The sequence below is a fragment of the Arthrobacter tecti genome (assembly GCF_054511355.1).
In genome coordinates this window covers 52352-70555 of sequence record NZ_JBTNCT010000011.1, presented here as the reverse complement: position 1 = coordinate 70555, position 18204 = coordinate 52352, and the positions used below count along the sequence as shown (strand labels likewise).

Sequence of the window (18204 nt, the reverse complement as noted above, 5' to 3'; positions counted from 1 at the left end):
CCCTTGATTTGGCGGGTAGCTCCCGCTCCCGTAAGCTTGAACAACCAAAGACCGTCGGTCGATGATCACCTCCGCAAGAAGCGCAGTTCGCTGTGTGTGGAAGTGAGCGTCTGAAAGTTCCCTATCAAAGGGCGGCCAGCGCAGGTGAACGAAGCTCACTTCCTCAGGGTTTATACCCTGCCGGTGGAAAGCCCCGTGCATCTGCGCGGGGCGTTTTTTATTGGAACCGTACACCGGCACCAATTCCCCGGAAGGAGGGTTATGGCAACGCCAACAAAGGTTTCGGCCGTGGATGAGATCACCACTGATTTCAAGGAATCCGCCGCCGCTGTCCTAACCGAATACCGTGGGCTCTCTGTTGCACAGCTCAAGGAACTGCGTCGCTCGCTCGGCGCGGACACCAAATACGCTGTCGTCAAGAACACCCTGACTGGCATTGCGGCCAAGGAAGCCGGTATCGACGCGTTCGATGGCCAGCTTGCCGGACCTACCGCAATCGCCTTCATCAAGGGTGACGCCGTTGCTGCGGCAAAGAGCCTGACGGATTTCGCGAAGACCAACCCACAGCTCGTCATCAAGACCGGTTACTTCGAGGGTAAGGCCCTCGACGCTTCGGCGGTTACCGCTCTTGCTGCTCTTGAGTCACGTGAGTTCCAGCTTGCCCGTGTTGCAGGTGTCCTCAAGGCACCCATGTCAATGCTTGCCCGCGCCGTCGATGCGCTGCGCATCAAGTTGGAGGAGAACGGGGACGCTGCACCTGCGGCAGCAGCCGTTGCTCCCGCGGCAGAGGAAGCACCCGCAGCTGCGGATGCGGCACCTGCCGAGGCTGCGGAAGACGCAGCTACCCCCGAAGAGAAGTAAGTCTCTCACCCACCAATCTCCCGGTGCCGCGTGCACCATTTCAGGAAGGATGCTTAGCCATGGCGAAGCTCACCAACGAAGAGCTCATCGAAGCTTTCAAGGAACTGTCCATCATCGAGCTCTCGGACTTCGTAAAGCTGTTCGAAGAGACCTTTGACGTCACCGCTGCTGCTGTTGCTGTTGCCGGCCCCGCCGGTGGCGGCGCTGGCGAAGCTGCCGAGGAAGAGAAGGACTCCTTCGACGTCGTCCTCGAAGCTGCCGGCGACAAGAAGATCGCGGTCATCAAGGAAGTACGTGCCCTGACCTCCCTCGGCCTCAAGGAAGCCAAGGACCTGGTCGACGGTGCACCGAAGGCTGTCCTCGAAGGCGCAAACAAGGAGACGGCAGAGAAGGCCAAGGAGTCCCTCGAGGCCGCCGGCGCTACCGTCACCCTCAAGTAAGTTCCTCGAACTTCATAAAGCAGCCTCGGAACCGTTCGGTTCCGGGGCTGCTTTGTCTGTTGGAGCAGATCAGTCGCGGTATAGCAGGAGGGCTTCGCCCTGGCCGCCGCCTCCGCACAGCGAAACTGCGGCCTTACCGGTTCCCCGCCGGTTCAGTTCCGTTGCTGCGTGGAGCGCAAGTCGGGCACCCGAGGCGCCGATGGGGTGGCCGAGGGCGATCGCACCACCGTGAATATTGCACTTCTCGAGCGGGAGGTCCAGATCCTTCAGGGACTGGCACGCTACGGATCCGAACGCCTCATTGATTTCGATGAAGTTCAGATCCGCTGTCGACCAGCCGGCGCGCTCGAGCGCTTGGGTGATCGCGCGGGAGGGCTGGGAGTGCAGCGAATTGTCCGGTCCCGCTACCTGGCCCGGACGGCCGACGACGGCGAGCACGTTCAGTCCGCGTTCCGCGGCATTGGCGCGGGTTGTGAGAACGAGTGCGGCAGCGCCGTCCGACAGCGGGGAGGAGTTTCCGGCCGTGATGGACCCGTCTTTCGAGAATGCCGGTCGGAGTCCCGCAAGGGTGTCTACGGTGGTGTTCGGGCGGACACCCTCGTCCTGGTTCACGACAATATCCTCGCCCTTCCGTTGCGGCACGCGCACGGGGATGATCTCCTCGTCGAATACGCCGGACTCCATGGCCGCGGCGGCGCGCTGGTGCGACGAAGCCGCAACCGTGTCCTGCGCGGTGCGGTCGATTTTGAGGCTGGTGTTGCCCCGTTCGGTCGAGGATCCCATCGATTCGGCGTCGAAAGCATCGGTCAGGCCGTCATGCGCGACCGAGTCCACGGCGGGCATTGTTCCGTAGGTCCAGCCCTGGCGCGCACCGGGAAGCAAATGCGGACCGCGGGTCATCGATTCCTGGCCGCCCGCAACCACCACGGTCGCCTCGCCGCTTCGGATGAGGCGCGCGGCATCGATCACCGCAGTCAGGCCGGAGAGGCAGACCTTGTTGACCGTGACACTGGGGACATCCCACCCGATCCCGGCCTTGATCGAAGTTTGGCGGGCGGGATTCTGCCCGCAGCCGGCCTGGACCACGTGGCCCATAATGACGGCGTCGACGTCGCCGGTCGAGACGCCCGCCCGATCGAGCGCGCCCGAGACGGCGAAAGCACCGAGCTCCACCGCGCTGAAGGACGCGAGCTGCCCGTTGAGGCGGCCCTGCGGTGTGCGGGCGCCGCCTACGATGACGACGTCCTGCGGATTCTGTTCGAGGGTATTCATGGGATTACTGCTCACTTTCGTCATTGAAATGCCGCTATGCACAAGGCTACCGGCGCCAGGGCCAACTCAGCTAATGGTCATTCACTGAAATCATTTGACCGGGGAGCAATGGCCGACGCTCGCATATACCACATCGGGTTGGACATTGTCGCTAGCTGTGCCGTACAGTTGATATTTGCGTCTTCCCTCATAACCTCAGCCTTCATATAGCGGTGGGCTTTGCCTCGCATTTGCCATTTAACGGATTTCTCGACGATCGAGATCTTCCGTCCATTGGTTGCGGGCGTCAGGTTGGCACCGAAACGGTGCGGGGAGTGATCGTAAGAACACGCCTGTTGGTCTGTGGAAGGATCCCTCTTGGTCGCCCCGAGCACCTCAAATAATGCAACCGCTACCAGCCAGGTCGACGCCGACGGCGCCGCACCCCGGCTATCATTCGCAAAGATTCACGAACCGCTGGATGTTCCCAATCTTCTAGCCCTCCAAACAGACAGCTTTGACTGGCTTGTCGGTAACGAGCGTTGGAAGGCGCGCGTCAAGGAGGCGCTGGAGCAGAACATCCCCGGCGTAGCCACCACTTCCGGCCTTGCTGACATCTTTGAAGAGATCTCACCGATCGAAGACTTCCAGGGCACCATGTCCCTGAGCTTCTCCGAACCTGAGTTCGCGGATCCGAAGTACACCATGGCTGAGTGCAAGGACCGCGACGCCACGTACGCTGCACCGCTGTACGTCAAGGCCGAGTTCATGAACAACAACACGGGCGAGATCAAGCAGCAGACCGTGTTCATGGGCGACTTCCCGCTGATGACAGAGAAGGGTACGTTCGTCATCAACGGCACCGAGCGTGTCGTCGTCTCGCAGCTGGTCCGTTCCCCAGGCGCCTATTTCGAGCGCGCTGCGGACAAGACCAGCGACAAGGACATCTTCAGCGCGAAGATCATCCCCTCGCGCGGTGCATGGTTTGAGCTGGAGATCGACAAGCGCGATCAGGTCGGCGTTCGTCTGGACCGCAAGCGCAAGCAGTCGGTCACCGTCCTCCTGAAGGCGCTCGGCTGGACCGAGGGCCAGATCCTGGAGACCTTCGGTGAGTACGACTCCATCCGCGCAACCCTTGAGAAGGATGCTACGGAGACCCAGGAAGATGCCTTGCTGGACATCTACCGGAAGCTGCGTCCGGGAGAGCCGCCCACGGTTGAGGCTGCCAAGACCCTGCTGGACAACCTCTACTTCAACTCCAAGCGCTATGACCTGGCGAAGGTTGGCCGCTACAAGATCAACCGCAAGCTCGGCATTGACAAGAACCTCGGTGATCCTGACGCCTCAGTCCTGAACATCGATGACATCGTTGCGATGATCAAGTTCCTGGTTGCCCTGCACGCTGGTGAGAAGACCCTGGCCGGTAAGCGCGACGGCGAAGAGGTGGAGCTCCGTGTCGAGGTCGATGACATTGATCACTTCGGCAACCGCCGCATCCGCGCCGTCGGCGAGCTCATCGAGAACCAGGTCCGTACTGGCCTGTCCCGCATGGAGCGCGTTGTCCGCGAGCGCATGACCACGCAGGATGTCGAGGCGATCACGCCGCAGACCCTGATCAACATCCGTCCGGTTGTCGCAGCGATCAAGGAGTTCTTCGGGACTTCCCAGTTGTCGCAGTTCATGGACCAGAACAACCCGCTCGCCGGCCTGACGCACAAGCGTCGCCTGTCGGCACTAGGCCCGGGTGGTTTGTCCCGCGACCGCGCCGGCATGGAGGTCCGTGACGTCCACCCCTCGCACTACGGACGTATGTGCCCCATCGAAACCCCTGAAGGCCCGAACATCGGCCTGATCGGTTCACTGGCGTCCTACGGCCGGATCAATACCTTCGGTTTCATTGAAACCCCGTACCGCAAGGTCGAAAACGGTGTTGTGACGGACCAGATCGATTACCTGACCGCGGATGACGAGGTGGAGCGCCTTATTGCCCAGGCAAACGCTCCGCTGGATTCGAACAGCAAGTTCGAAGAGGACATGGTCCTGGTCCGTACCCGTGGTGGTTCCGGCGAGCCGGTTCTCGTTGCCGCAACCGACGTTGAGTACATGGACGTTTCCCCGCGCCAGATGGTTTCGGTCGCAACGGCAATGATTCCGTTCCTCGAGCACGACGACGCCAACCGTGCGCTCATGGGTGCCAACATGCAGCGTCAGGCTGTGCCGCTGCTGCGTTCCGAGCGTCCTCTCGTGGGAACCGGCATGGAGCGTAACGCCGCTGTTGACGCCGGCGACGCCGTGACGGCCAACAAGCCGGGCGTTGTCACCGAAGTGTCGGCTGATCTTGTTGCCGTCCTGAACGACGACGGCACCGAGACCAACTACCCGATCATGAAGTTCGCGCGCTCCAACCAGGGCAACGCGTACAACCAGCGGGTACTGGTCGCAGAGGGTGACCGCGTGGAGTACAACGGCATCATCGCCGACGGCCCGTCCACCGATCAGGGTGAACTGGCTCTCGGCAAGAACATGCTCGTTGCCTTCATGTCCTGGGAAGGCCACAACTTCGAGGATGCGATCATCCTCTCGCAGCGCATCGTCTCCGACGATGTCCTGACCTCAATCCACATCGAGGAGCACGAGGTTGATGCCCGCGACACCAAGCTGGGTGCCGAGGAAATCACGCGTGATATCCCGAACGTCTCCGAAGAGGTTCTGGGCGCGCTCGACGAGCGCGGCATCATCCACATCGGTGCTGAGGTTGAGGCAGGCGACATCCTGGTTGGCCGTGTCACACCGAAGGGTGAAACGGAACTGACCCCGGAGGAACGCCTGCTGCGCGCGATCTTCGGTGAGAAGAGCCGCGAAGTCCGTGACACCTCGCTCAAGGTGCCCCACGGCGAGTCCGGTACGGTCATCGGCGTGCGTATCTTCGATCGCGACAACGACGACGAACTGCCCCCCGGTGTCAACCAGCTCGTGCGGGTCTACGTCGCGCAGAAGCGCAAGATCACCGACGGCGACAAACTCGCCGGCCGTCACGGTAACAAGGGCGTCATCTCCAAGATCCTGCCCGTCGAGGACATGCCGTTCCTTGAGGACGGCACACCCGTCGACATCGTCCTGAACCCGTTGGGTGTTCCTGGCCGTATGAACGTCGGACAGGTATTGGAGATCCACCTTGGGTGGGCCGCCAAGCAGGGCTGGAAGATCGAAGGCGAGCCCGAGTGGCTCAAGAACCTTCCGAACCTGCCGCGCGAGGTAGCTTCGACCACCGTCGCAACCCCCGTCTTCGACGGCGCGACCGAGGACGAGATTGTCGGCTTGCTCAACTCGACCAACGTGACCCGTGACGGCGAGCGCCTGATCGGCGAGTCCGGCAAGGCACGGTTGTTCGACGGCCGTTCCGGCGAACCGTTCCCGGACCCCATCTCGGTGGGCTACATGTACATCCTGAAGCTCCACCACCTGGTGGACGACAAGATCCACGCCCGGTCCACCGGTCCGTACTCGATGATCACGCAGCAGCCGCTGGGTGGTAAGGCACAGTTTGGTGGCCAGCGCTTCGGCGAGATGGAAGTTTGGGCTCTCGAGGCCTACGGCGCGGCGTACACGCTGCAGGAACTTCTGACCATCAAGTCGGACGACATCCATGGACGCGTCAAGGTGTACGAGGCCATCGTCAAGGGCGAGAACATCCCGGAGCCCGGCGTTCCGGAGTCCTTCAAGGTTCTGATCAAGGAAATGCAGTCGCTGTGCCTGAACGTGGAAGTCCTTTCCACGGACGGCACCACCATTGAGATGCGTGACTCGGATGAAGAAGTCTTCCGGGCCGCGGAAGAGTTGGGCATCGACCTCTCACGGGCCGAGCCGAGTTCTGTCGAGGAAGTGTAAGGCGACGTATCGGACTTAGTTCCGGGCCGATGCCTGGAGGAAAGGCGGCTTTAATATTTCGGAGGCCGCCCGCGGCCGAGGAAATTTCGTTGCCGCCGATCCAGGTAGCGGTCCGGGACACCCGGCACCCAACCAAACACCTCCCACCGCACCCAAAGACTTCTTGAGTTTAGAGATAAAGAGAGACAGGGACCACATGTCCAGCGAATCCTCATTCGGCCTCATGCGAATCGGCCTGGCCACCGCGGAAGAGATCCGCGGCTGGTCGTACGGCGAAGTGAAGAAGCCGGAAACCATCAACTACCGCACGCTCAAGCCTGAGAAGGACGGACTCTTCTGCGAGAAGATCTTCGGTCCTTCCCGTGACTGGGAATGCTACTGCGGTAAGTACAAGCGCGTGCGCTTCAAGGGCATCATCTGCGAGCGGTGTGGCGTTGAGGTCACCCGTGCGAAGGTGCGCCGTGAGCGGATGGGCCACATCGAGCTCGCAGCTCCGGTTACGCACATCTGGTACTTCAAGGGCGTCCCCTCGCGTCTTGGCTACCTCCTTGACCTGGCGCCGAAGGACCTTGAGAAGGTCATCTACTTCGCTGCCTACATGATCACCTCGGTTGACGAGGAGAACCGCCACGCGGAACTGCCGAATCTCCAGGCTGAGCATGACCTTGAGAAGAAGCAGCTGGTTGATCAGCGCGATTCAGACATCGCGACGATTGCCCGCGACCTTGAGGATGAGCTCGCTCGTCTTGAGGGTGAAGGTGCGAAGGCTGCCGACAAGAAGAAGGCACGCGATTCCGCCGACCGCCAGATGGCAAACGTCCGCAAGCGTGCCGACGCCGAGATCGAGCGCCTGGAGCAGGTTTGGGACCGCTTCAAGACCCTGAAGGTCGCTGACCTTGAGGGCGACGAGGGCCTGTACCGCGAGTTGCGCGACCGCTACGGTCTGTACTTCGAAGGTTCCATGGGCGCCGAAGCGATCAAAAAGCGCCTCGAGAACTTCGACATGCAGGCAGAAGCAGACCTGCTGCGCGACATCATCCAGAACGGTAAGGGACAGCGCAAGACCCGCGCCCTGAAGCGGCTGAAGGTTGTCAACGCGTTCCTTACCACCACCAACAGCCCGTTGGGCATGGTGCTGGACGCCGTACCGGTGATCCCGCCGGAACTGCGCCCGATGGTTCAGCTGGACGGCGGGCGCTTCGCGACCTCCGACCTGAACGACCTGTACCGTCGCGTGATCAACCGGAACAACCGCCTGAAGCGTCTGCTTGACCTCGGTGCGCCTGAGATCATCGTCAACAACGAGAAGCGCATGCTTCAGGAAGCCGTTGACTCGCTGTTCGACAATGGTCGTCGTGGACGCCCTGTCACAGGGCCGGGCAACCGTCCGCTGAAGTCGCTCTCCGACATGCTCAAGGGCAAGCAGGGCCGCTTCCGTCAGAACCTGCTCGGTAAGCGCGTTGACTACTCAGGCCGTTCGGTCATCGTCGTCGGCCCCCAGCTGAAGCTGCACCAGTGTGGTCTGCCCAAGCAGATGGCTCTGGAACTCTTCAAGCCGTTCGTGATGAAGCGCCTGGTTGACCTCAACCACGCCCAGAACATCAAGAGTGCCAAGCGGATGGTGGAGCGTTACCGCCCGCAGGTCTGGGATGTCCTCGAAGAGATCATCACCGAGCACCCTGTGCTGCTGAACCGTGCACCAACCCTGCACCGCCTCGGCATCCAGGCGTTTGAGCCGCAGCTTGTTGAAGGCAAGGCTCTCCAGCTTCACCCGCTGGTCTGTGGAGCCTTCAACGCTGACTTCGACGGCGACCAGATGGCCGTGCACCTGCCGCTGAGCCCTGAAGCCCAGGCCGAGGCCCGCATCCTGATGCTGTCCTCGAACAACATCCTGAAGCCTTCGGACGGGCGCCCGGTCACCCTGCCTTCGCAGGATATGATCATCGGTCTGCACCACCTCACCACCAAGCGTGAAGGCTCGGCAGGGGAGGGGCGCGTCTTCTCCAGTCCCGCCGAAGCCATCATGGCTTTCGATTCAGGCGAGCTCCACCTCAACTCGGTCGTGAAGATCCGGGTGCCGGGCTTCGTGCCGGGTCCGGATATCGCGGCTCCCGAAGGATGGGAAGAGGGCGCTCCTGCGCTCATCGACACCACGCTCGGCCAGGTTATCTTCAACGAAACCCTGCCGGAGGATTACCCGTGGGTGGACAAGGTTGCAGACAAGGGCGAGCTCTCGGCCATCGTCAATGACCTTGCGGAGCGTTACCCGAAGGTCGTCACCGCTGCAACGCTGGATAACCTGAAGGATGCCGGTTTCTACTGGGCAACCCGCTCGGGTGTCACCGTTGCCATCTCCGATATCTCCGCGCCGATCAACAAGGCCGGAATCATGGAGGGCTACGAAGCGCAGGCCGCCAAGGTCCAGGGTCAGTTCGACAAGGGCCTCATCGCCGATGAGGAACGTCGTCAGGAACTGATCGACATCTGGAACAAGGCGACCAACGAGGTAGCAGAGTCGATGCGTGGGGCAATGCCCAAGGACAACACCATCAACCGCATGGTCTCCTCGGGTGCCCGTGGTAACTGGCTGCAGGTTCGCCAGATCGCCGGTATCCGTGGCCTGGTGGCCAACCCGAAGGGTGAGATCATCCCGCGTCCGATCAAGTCCTCCTACCGTGAGGGTCTTTCGGTCCTGGAGTACTTCATCGCAACCCACGGTGCCCGAAAGGGTCTGGCCGATACCGCTTTGCGTACCGCTAACTCGGGTTACCTGACCCGTCGCCTGGTGGACGTGTCGCAGGACGTCATCGTGCGCGAGGACGACTGCGGAACCGAGCGTGGCCTCAATGTCACCATTGCGGTCCCGAACCACGACGGTGAGCTGGTCCTGCACGAGGAAGTCGAGAACTCAGCGTACGCCCGTACGCTGGCTACCGACGTCGTCGATTCGAACGGCGAGGTGCTGGCACCTGCGGCGTCCGATGTCGGTGACGTGCTGATCAACAAGCTGTTCGCAGCGGGAGTGACGGACATCAAGATCCGTTCGGTCCTGACCTGTGAGTCCAGCGTTGGCACCTGTGCGCTCTGCTACGGCCGTTCGCTTGCCACTGGCAAGACGGTTGACATCGGTGAGGCTGTGGGCATCATCGCTGCGCAGTCGATCGGTGAGCCGGGTACCCAGCTGACCATGCGTACCTTCCATACCGGTGGTGTTGCATCGGCTGAGGACATCACGCAGGGTCTGCCCCGTATCCAGGAGCTCTTCGAAGCGCGTACCCCGAAGGGTGTTGCGCCGATCTCCGAGGTCGCCGGCCGGGTCACCATCGAGGATGCAGAGAAGCAGCTGCGCCTGGTGGTCACGCCCGACGACGGCTCCGAGGAAATCGCGTACCCGGTCCTGCGGCGTGCACGGCTCCTTGTATCCGACGGCGATCATGTCGAGGTCGGCCAGCAGCTGGTCTTCGGTGCGGTGGATCCCAAGCAGATCCTCCGTATCCTCGGCCCGCGCAAGGCACAGGAATTCCTGGTCGACGAGGTGCAGCGCGTGTACCGCAGCCAGGGCGTAGGCATCCACGACAAGCACGTGGAAGTCATCGTCCGGCAGATGCTGCGGCGCGTGACCGTCATCGAGTCCGGCGACTCCGACCTTCTCCCGGGTGAGCTGGCCGAGCGTCGCCGCTTCGAGGATGAGAACCGGCGTGTGGTGTCCGAGGGCAAGAAGCCGGCTTCCGGCCGTCCCGAGCTCATGGGTATCACCAAGGCATCGCTTGCAACCGAATCATGGCTGTCGGCCGCTTCGTTCCAGGAGACCACGCGTGTTCTCACGCAGGCCGCCATGGAAGGTAAGAGCGACCCGCTGCTGGGGCTCAAGGAGAACGTGATCATCGGTAAGCTCATCCCGGCCGGCACCGGCCTGGACCGCTACACGAAGGTCACCGTTGAGCCTACTGAGGAAGCCAAAGCGAACCTGTTCACTGGTCCGAGCGCCTTCAGCGACTTTGACTACGCAGGCGTTGACGGTGGCTTGAGCCCTGAGTTCCATGCCATCCCGCTGGATGACTACGACATGGGGTCTTCGAACGATTTCCGCTAGGAAGCTCTAAATAGTAAGGCGTAAAGGGGCCCGGACTGCAGAGTCCGGGCCCCTTTACCAGGCTGTAAGGGTGCGGGTCGGCAATCTGGTAGACTGGTCGGGAATTGTTTGTGGCAGTGGATTGGCGTCTATTCGACGTATCTCCGGGTTGTAGGGAACTTGTACAACGAATGCCACATTTTTGCACGCCTACGGTCGTTTTTGCTCGTGTCCTTCAGAGGCACGCCAATCGACTGACAAGCTCCGTTTGCTGCAATCGGCTCCGGCCGGCGGTGGCGCGCGGAGTCAGCAGAGATCTGATCTCAAGACAACATACGGAGAACTGAGAAGTGCCTACCATTAACCAGCTGGTCCGTAAGGGCCGGTCACCGAAGGTCTCCAAGACCAAGGCGCCCGCACTGAAGGGTAGCCCCATGAAGCGCGGCGTCTGCACCCGCGTCTACACCACCACCCCGAAGAAGCCGAACTCGGCTCTCCGGAAGGTTGCGCGCGTTCGCCTCAACGGCGGCATCGAGGTAACCGCATACATTCCCGGTGTAGGTCACAACCTCCAGGAGCACTCCATCGTGCTGGTGCGCGGTGGTCGTGTGAAGGACCTTCCCGGTGTCCGCTACAAGATCGTCCGTGGCGCACTGGATACCCAGGGCGTGAAGAACCGCAAGCAGGCTCGCAGCCGCTACGGCGCAAAGATGGAGAAGAAGTAATATGCCTCGTAAGGGCCCGGCCCCGAAGCGGCCGCTCGTTGTAGATCCCGTTTACGGTTCACCACTGGTCACGCAGCTGATCAACAAGGTACTCGTCGACGGCAAGAAGTCCACCGCTGAGCGCATCGTCTACGGCGCGCTTGAAGGCGCCCGTACCAAGTCGGGCGGTGACCCCGTTGCGGCCCTCAAGAAGGCGATGGACAACGTCAAGCCGAGCCTCGAGGTTCGCTCCCGTCGCGTCGGTGGTGCAACCTACCAGGTGCCCGTCGAGGTCAAGCCGGGCCGTTCCACGGCTCTGGCTCTCCGCTGGCTGGTCGGCTACTCGAAGGCTCGCCGCGAGAAGACCATGACCGAGCGCCTCCAGAACGAGATCCTCGATGCTTCGAACGGTCTGGGCGCCGCTGTGAAGCGCCGCGAAGACACGCACAAGATGGCCGAGTCCAACAAGGCCTTCGCTCACTACCGCTGGTAATCGCGCTGCCGGTCCTGATCCCGCTCCGGCGGCGTGAAGGACCGGCGGTCCAGTAGAACTCCACCTTAGAAAAGGGAGACACCGTGGCACAGGACGTGCTTACTGACCTCAACAAGGTCCGCAACATCGGCATCATGGCCCACATTGATGCCGGCAAGACCACCACTACCGAGCGCATCCTGTTCTACACGGGTGTAAACCACAAGATCGGTGAGACGCACGACGGCGCCTCGACGACTGACTGGATGGAACAGGAAAAGGAACGCGGCATCACCATCACCAGCGCCGCGGTGACTTGCTTCTGGGAACAGAACCAGATCAACATCATTGACACACCCGGCCACGTTGACTTCACCGTCGAGGTTGAGCGCTCACTGCGCGTCCTTGACGGCGCCGTTGCCGTATTTGACGGCAAAGAAGGCGTAGAGCCCCAGTCCGAGACGGTATGGCGCCAGGCCGACAAGTACGAAGTTCCCCGCATTTGCTTCGTCAACAAGATGGACAAGCTGGGCGCTGACTTCTACTTCACGGTTGACACCATCATCAGCCGCCTTGGTGCGAAGCCGTTGGTCATGCAGCTGCCGATCGGTGCCGAGAACGACTTCGTAGGCGTCATCGACCTGCTCTACATGCGCGCACTCGTGTGGCCTGGTGACTCCAAGGGTGATGTAACCATGGGCGCCAAGTACGAGATCCAGGAAATTCCTGCTGACCTCCAGGCAAAGGCTGAAGAGTACCGCGCAGCCTTGGTCGAAGCTGTTGCTGAATCTTCGGATGAACTGATGAACAAGTTCCTCGAGGGCGAAGAGCCCACCATCGAGGAGCTGAAGGCCGGCATCCGCAAGATGACCATCAACTCGGAGATCTACCCGGTTCTCTGTGGCTCCGCATTCAAGAACCGTGGTGTGCAGCCGATGCTCGATGCCGTCATCGACTACCTGCCTTCCCCGCTGGACGTTCCGCCGATGGTTGGACACGACCCACGCAACGATGAGACCGAGCTGACGCGTAAGCCGAGCACCGAAGAGCCGTTCTCGGCTCTTGCGTTCAAGGTTGCGACTCACCCGTTCTTCGGACAGCTGACGTTCATCCGGGTCTACTCGGGGCACGTCACCGCAGGCACCGGCGTGGTCAACTCCACCAAGGGCAAGAAGGAACGCATCGGAAAGCTCTTCCAGATGCACGCCAACAAGGAAATCCCCGTGGATGAAGCCTTCGCGGGCCACATCTACGCGGCTATCGGGCTGAAGGACACCACTACCGGTGACACCCTGTCCGACTCCTCGAACCAGATTGTCCTTGAGTCGATGAGCTTCCCGGAGCCCGTTATCTCGGTTGCGATCGAGCCGAAGACCAAGGGTGACCAGGAAAAGCTTTCGACTGCCATCCAGAAGCTCTCGGCTGAGGATCCGACTTTCCAGGTTTCCCTCAACGAGGACACCGGCCAGACGATCATCGCCGGAATGGGCGAGCTCCACCTGGACATCCTGGTCGACCGCATGCGCCGTGAGTTCAAGGTCGAAGCTAACGTCGGCAAGCCGCAGGTTGCGTACCGCGAGACCATCCGCGGTACGGTGCAGAAGCACGATTACACCCACAAGAAGCAAACGGGTGGATCCGGGCAGTTCGCGAAGATCCAGATCAAGATCGAGCCGATGGACACCGCCGAGGGCGAGCTGTACGCATTCGAGAACAAGGTCACTGGTGGCCGTGTTCCGCGTGAGTACATTCCGAGCGTCGACGCCGGTATCCAGGACGCGCTTAACGACGGCATCCTGGCCGGGTACCCGGTGGTCGGCATCAAGGCAACGCTGCTTGACGGCGCTTACCACGATGTTGACTCCTCCGAAATGGCGTTCAAGATCGCTGGTCGCATGGCGTTCAAGGAAGCTGCCCGCATGGCGAAGCCCGTACTGCTCGAACCGCTGATGGAGGTGGAAGTCCGCACGCCTGAGGAATACATGGGTGATGTGATTGGCGACCTGAACTCCCGCCGCGGTCAGATGCAGTCCATGGAGGATGCAAGCGGTGTGAAGGTCATCCGTGCCCATGTGCCGCTGTCCGGCATGTTCGGGTACATCGGTGACCTGCGTTCAAAGACCCAGGGTCGTGCCGTCTACTCGATGCAGTTCGACAGCTACTCGGAGGTCCCGAAGGCAGTAGCCGACGAGATCATTCAGAAGACCCGCGGAGAGTAACCGAAGGCTCCCCTCGGTAGACGGGAGCCGAACGCCGGTGGGCGGACACTTGCTGACAAGGTCTGCCCACCGCGCGCAGCGCAATGGATTCATCCTTTGAATCAGGCGCAAAACAGCAATTTCACCAAAGTAAAAGCCCCCAGTAGACTTGCATGAGTTTCAGCCGCGAAAAGCGTGGCTGGGGAGTAAGTCTTCTAAAAACGTTCTAGGAGGAACCCGTGGCGAAGGCAAAGTTCGAGCGGACTAAGCCGCACGTTAACATCGGCACCATCGGTCACGTTGACCATGGAAAGACGACGTTGACGGCTGCCATTTCCAAGGTGCTTTACGACAAGTACCCCACACTCAACGAGGCCCGTGACTTCGCGTCGATTGACTCGGCTCCCGAGGAGAAGCAGCGCGGTATCACGATCAACATCTCGCACGTTGAGTACCAGACCGAGAAGCGCCACTACGCACACGTAGATGCTCCCGGTCACGCTGACTACATCAAGAACATGATCACCGGTGCTGCTCAGATGGATGGTGCAATCCTTGTTGTTGCCGCCACTGACGGTCCGATGGCTCAGACCCGCGAGCATGTTCTGCTCGCCCGCCAGGTTGGTGTTCCCTACCTGCTGGTCGCGCTGAACAAGTCCGACATGGTTGATGACGAGGAACTGCTTGACCTCGTCGAAATGGAAGTTCGTGAGCTGCTCAGCTCGCAGGGCTTCGACGGCGATGAAGCACCCGTTGTGCGCGTCTCGGGCCTGAAGGCTCTGGAAGGCGACGCCGAGTGGGTCAAGTCCGTTGAGGAACTGATGGAAGCTGTAGACAACAGCGTTCCGGATCCGGTTCGCGACAAGGACAAGCCGTTCCTCATGCCTGTCGAGGACGTCTTCACGATCACCGGTCGTGGAACCGTTGTCACCGGCCGTGCGGAGCGCGGTACCCTCGCCATCAACTCCGAGGTCGAGATCGTCGGCATCCGCCCGATCCAGAAGACCACGGTCACTGGTATCGAGATGTTCCACAAGCAGCTCGACGAGGCATGGGCCGGCGAGAACTGTGGTCTGCTGCTGCGCGGTATCAAGCGCGAAGATGTAGAGCGTGGCCAGGTCATCGTGAAGCCGGGTTCGATCACCCCTCACACGGACTTCGAGGCGAACGTCTACATTCTGGCCAAGGATGAGGGCGGTCGTCACAACCCGTTCTACTCCAACTACCGTCCGCAGTTCTACTTCCGTACCACGGACGTGACCGGCGTCATCACCCTTCCCGAGGGCACTGAAATGGTCATGCCTGGCGACAACACTGAGATGACCGTCGAGCTCATCCAGCCGATCGCTATGGAAGAGGGCCTCGGCTTCGCTATCCGCGAAGGCGGCCGCACCGTTGGATCAGGTCGCGTTACCAAGATCATCAAGTAGTAGCTTCACCAGTACTGCTTAACAGAAAGCCCCGCTGCGTCATCGCAGCGGGGCTTTCGCATTCTTTGCACGTGAGGTTCATAGAGTGGTCCAATGCAGATCTATTCGGACTACCAGGTTCAGCGCGCGCCAGATCCTTGCCGACGTGCTGGCGGTCATTATTCTCGTGTTCGTTGTTCTTCTTGCCAGGGCGGCCGTGGTAGCTGTGACCGCCTTCGCCGAGTTTGGACGCGGCATGGAGGAAGCGGGGGGTGGGCTTCCGGAATACGATGGACGACGCGGCGGTCCGGATCGGCGGAGTGCCGATTATCGGTGAGCAGGTCAGCGCCCCGTTCCGGGAAGCTGCTGAAGCCGGGGCCTTCCTGGTCAGCGCCGGTCAGGATCAGCAGGGCGCAGTAGCGTTGGCGGCCTCAGTGGTGGGTTGGGAAACTGGCGCAGGGGAGACTCGGCAACAGTCTTTGCGCTGTCGGAACTAGCTGCCCGCCGGGTAGGAGTTAAGGGCAGATAGGGTGTGCACGGCGTGTCGGAGAGAGGCCGTAAGGCCTGATTCGCAATGTGTTGCATAATCTGGCAGACTGGGTGAGTTGTTCAAGCGCCTGTGCGCGCGGTTTGAGACTTAGTCCCGGTCAGGATAATGCCTGGCGCAGGGTCGTGTACGCCGCGGAAGCTGGCCCAAATATAACCCACCCCAATCGTGAATGCCGGGATCGCTGCGGACTTTTTTTGCAGAGGATGCGCGACACGCCCGAGCGCGGGGGTCGGAGCCTCGACAGGGTGAGGAACCCGGAATCGTCCGGATTCAGCTTGTTGGAGGAGCGTCAAAACAACGGGCGCATACGTACGTACGCACTTGAGAGCGTCACCGGTTCGGTGGTGTTCTTCATGAAGAGAGAGAGTCGAGACGCCATGGCGGGACAAAAAATCCGCATCCGGCTGAAGTCGTATGACCACGAGGTCATTGACGTTTCAGCTCGGAAGATCGTTGAGACGGTGACGCGCGCAGGCGCGACGGTGGTTGGCCCAGTGCCGCTGCCTACGGAGAAGAACGTTTACTGCGTTATCCGGTCGCCGCACAAGTACAAGGACAGCCGCGAGCACTTTGAGATGCGCACGCACAAGCGTCTGATCGACATCATTGACCCCACGCCCAAGGCAGTCGATTCGCTTATGCGCCTCGACCTGCCCGCGGACGTGAACATCGAGATCAAGCTGTAGGGGAGGGGAGATAACTATGTCTACTTCGCTTACGCGCCAGGTCAAGGGTCTCCTTGCCATCAAGCTCGGCATGACCCAGGTCTGGGACGAGAACAACCGCCTCGTACCCGTTACCGTCCTGCAGGCCGACTCCAACGTCATCACCCAGCTGCGTTCGGCTGACGTTGACGGCTACAGCGCTGTGCAGATCGGCTTCGGCCAGATCGACCCGCGCAAGGTAACCAAGCCGCTCGCCGGCCACTTCGAGAAGGCCGGCGTTACGCCGCGCCGTCACGTCGTTGAACTGCGTACCTCTGATGCGGACGGCTACTCGCTGGGCCAGGAACTCTCCGTTGAGCTGTTCGAAGCCGGCCAGCAGGTCGACGTCGTCGGCAAGACCAAGGGTAAGGGCTTCGCAGGCGTCATGAAGCGCCACGGGTTCTCCGGTGTCGGTGCCTCGCATGGTGCGCACAAGAACCACCGCAAGCCGGGTTCGATCGGTGGAGCATCCACCCCTAGCCGCGTCTTCCGTGGAATGAAAATGGCTGGCCGCATGGGCGCCGTTCGCCAGACCACACTGAACCTCACCGTTCATGCCGTGGACGCCGAGAAGTCGCTGCTGCTGATCAAGGGCGCTGTTCCCGGCGCCCGCGGACAGGTCGTACTCGTACGCACCGCCGTGAAGGGAGCATAGCTAAATGGCTACCAAGACCGCTGCGAAGAATACTTCGAGCACCGTGAATGTTGATCTCCCCGCTGAGATCTTCGACGTTCAGACCAACGTGCCGCTGCTGCACCAGGTCGTCGTTGCGCAGCTCGCTGCTGCCCGTCAGGGTACGCACAAGACCAAGACCCGCGCCGAGGTCAGCGGAGCCGGCCGCAAGCCGTTCAAGCAGAAGGGTACTGGCCGCGCACGCCAGGGCTCGATCCGCGCCCCGCACATGACCGGTGGTGGCGTTGTTCACGGACCCACGCCGCGTGACTACAGCCAGCGCACCCCGAAGAAGATGAAGGCCGCCGCACTGCGGGGCGCACTGTCTGATCGGGCACGCAACGGCCGTATCCACGTGATCGACTCGCTGGTTTCCGGTGACAAGCCGTCCACCAAGGGCGCGCTGTCGACGCTTCGGGGGATCTCCGAGCGAGCAAGCCTGCTGGTCGTCATCGAGCGTTCCAACGATGTTGCCGCCCTCTCGGTGCGCAACCTCGCCGAGGTTCACACGATCTACGTGGACCAGCTCAACACCTACGACGTGCTCGTGTCTGACGACGTGATCTTCACGAAGGCTGCCTACGAGGTTTTCGTTGGATCGCAGGCTGGCGCCGCGTCTGACACCACAACTGAGGAGGACGCCAAGTGAGTGGCTCCATCGCAAAGGATCCTCGCGACGTCGTCATCGCACCCGTCGTGTCGGAGAAGAGCTACGGACTGATCGACGAAGGCAAATACACCTTCCTGGTCGACCCGCGCTCCAACAAGACAGAGATCAAGCTGGCCGTGGAGAAGATTTTCTCCGTCAAGGTCGACTCGATCAACACCATCAACCGTGCAGGGAAGCGCAAGCGCACCCGCTTTGGATGGGGACAGCGCAAGGACACCAAGCGCGCGATCGTCACCCTCAAAGAAGGCACGATCGACATCTTCGGCGGTCCGCTCGGCTAGAGCGGAGACCACTTTAACGAGGAACTGAAAA

General features: G+C 61.2%; 14 protein-coding genes. 13 read left to right on the top strand and 1 reads right to left on the bottom strand.

Going from position 1 to position 18204, the window contains the following annotated elements; genetic code table 11:
• Positions 1-261 precede the first annotated feature (261 nt).
• Positions 262-861, top strand: a complete 600-nt coding sequence (rplJ, locus tag ACX80C_RS12860; protein WP_459326853.1) for a 50S ribosomal protein L10 — start codon at positions 262-264, stop codon at positions 859-861.
• A 59-nt stretch (positions 862-920) separates the two neighbouring features.
• Positions 921-1301 carry a 50S ribosomal protein L7/L12 gene (rplL, locus tag ACX80C_RS12855; RefSeq protein WP_459326852.1) on the top strand — a complete coding sequence of 127 codons (381 nt, stop codon included), beginning with the start codon at positions 921-923 and terminating at the stop codon, positions 1299-1301.
• 69 nt (positions 1302-1370) lie between these two features.
• On the opposite strand, the gene ACX80C_RS12850 is transcribed toward rplL, so the two are convergent.
• Positions 1371-2573: an acetyl-CoA C-acetyltransferase gene (locus ACX80C_RS12850; protein ID WP_459326851.1), complete on the bottom strand. Its 1203-nt coding sequence runs from the start codon at positions 2571-2573 to the stop codon at positions 1371-1373.
• A 357-nt stretch (positions 2574-2930) separates the two neighbouring features.
• On the opposite strand from ACX80C_RS12850, the gene rpoB reads away from it, so the two are divergent.
• The 11 genes from rpoB to rplW all read left to right on the top strand — a co-directional run bounded on the left by rpoB (position 2931) and on the right by rplW (position 18173).
• Positions 2931-6440, top strand: coding sequence for a DNA-directed RNA polymerase subunit beta (gene rpoB, locus ACX80C_RS12845; RefSeq protein ID WP_459326850.1), 3510 nt, complete (start codon positions 2931-2933; stop codon positions 6438-6440).
• A 196-nt stretch (positions 6441-6636) separates the two neighbouring features.
• Positions 6637-10533 carry a DNA-directed RNA polymerase subunit beta' gene (locus ACX80C_RS12840; protein WP_459326849.1) on the top strand — a complete coding sequence of 1299 codons (3897 nt, stop codon included), beginning with the start codon at positions 6637-6639 and terminating at the stop codon, positions 10531-10533.
• Between the two features lie 329 nt (positions 10534-10862).
• Entirely contained in the window at positions 10863-11237 is a 375-nt protein-coding gene (gene rpsL, locus ACX80C_RS12835) for a 30S ribosomal protein S12 (protein WP_026545668.1), read from the top strand.
• Between the two features lies 1 nt (position 11238).
• Entirely contained in the window at positions 11239-11709 is a 471-nt protein-coding gene (gene rpsG, locus ACX80C_RS12830) for a 30S ribosomal protein S7 (RefSeq protein ID WP_459326848.1), read from the top strand.
• An 83-nt stretch (positions 11710-11792) separates the two neighbouring features.
• Positions 11793-13907: an elongation factor G gene (gene fusA / locus ACX80C_RS12825; protein WP_459326847.1), complete on the top strand. Its 2115-nt coding sequence runs from the start codon at positions 11793-11795 to the stop codon at positions 13905-13907.
• A 218-nt stretch (positions 13908-14125) separates the two neighbouring features.
• Positions 14126-15316, top strand: a complete 1191-nt coding sequence (gene tuf / locus ACX80C_RS12820; protein WP_167994189.1) for an elongation factor Tu — start codon at positions 14126-14128, stop codon at positions 15314-15316.
• Between the two features lie 251 nt (positions 15317-15567).
• Positions 15568-15792 (top strand): hypothetical protein, encoded by a 225-nt coding sequence (locus ACX80C_RS12815; protein WP_459326846.1) that lies wholly within the window; start codon positions 15568-15570, stop codon positions 15790-15792.
• Positions 15793-16222: 430 nt separating this feature from the next.
• On the top strand, positions 16223-16531 hold the full coding sequence (gene rpsJ, locus ACX80C_RS12810; RefSeq protein ID WP_003803825.1) for a 30S ribosomal protein S10: 309 nt from the start codon (positions 16223-16225) through the stop codon (positions 16529-16531).
• A gap of 16 nt (positions 16532-16547) precedes the next feature.
• Complete coding sequence (gene rplC / locus ACX80C_RS12805) at positions 16548-17204, top strand: 50S ribosomal protein L3 (protein ID WP_459326845.1); 657 nt, start codon at positions 16548-16550, stop codon at positions 17202-17204.
• 4 nt (positions 17205-17208) lie between these two features.
• Complete coding sequence (gene rplD / locus ACX80C_RS12800) at positions 17209-17871, top strand: 50S ribosomal protein L4 (RefSeq protein ID WP_459326844.1); 663 nt, start codon at positions 17209-17211, stop codon at positions 17869-17871.
• The gene (rplW, locus tag ACX80C_RS12795; RefSeq protein WP_167994181.1) at positions 17868-18173 is read left to right on the top strand and encodes a 50S ribosomal protein L23; all 306 of its coding nucleotides are present in this window, start codon (positions 17868-17870) and stop codon (positions 18171-18173) included. Before rplD ends, rplW begins: the two co-directional genes overlap by 4 nt.
• Positions 18174-18204 lie beyond the last annotated feature (31 nt).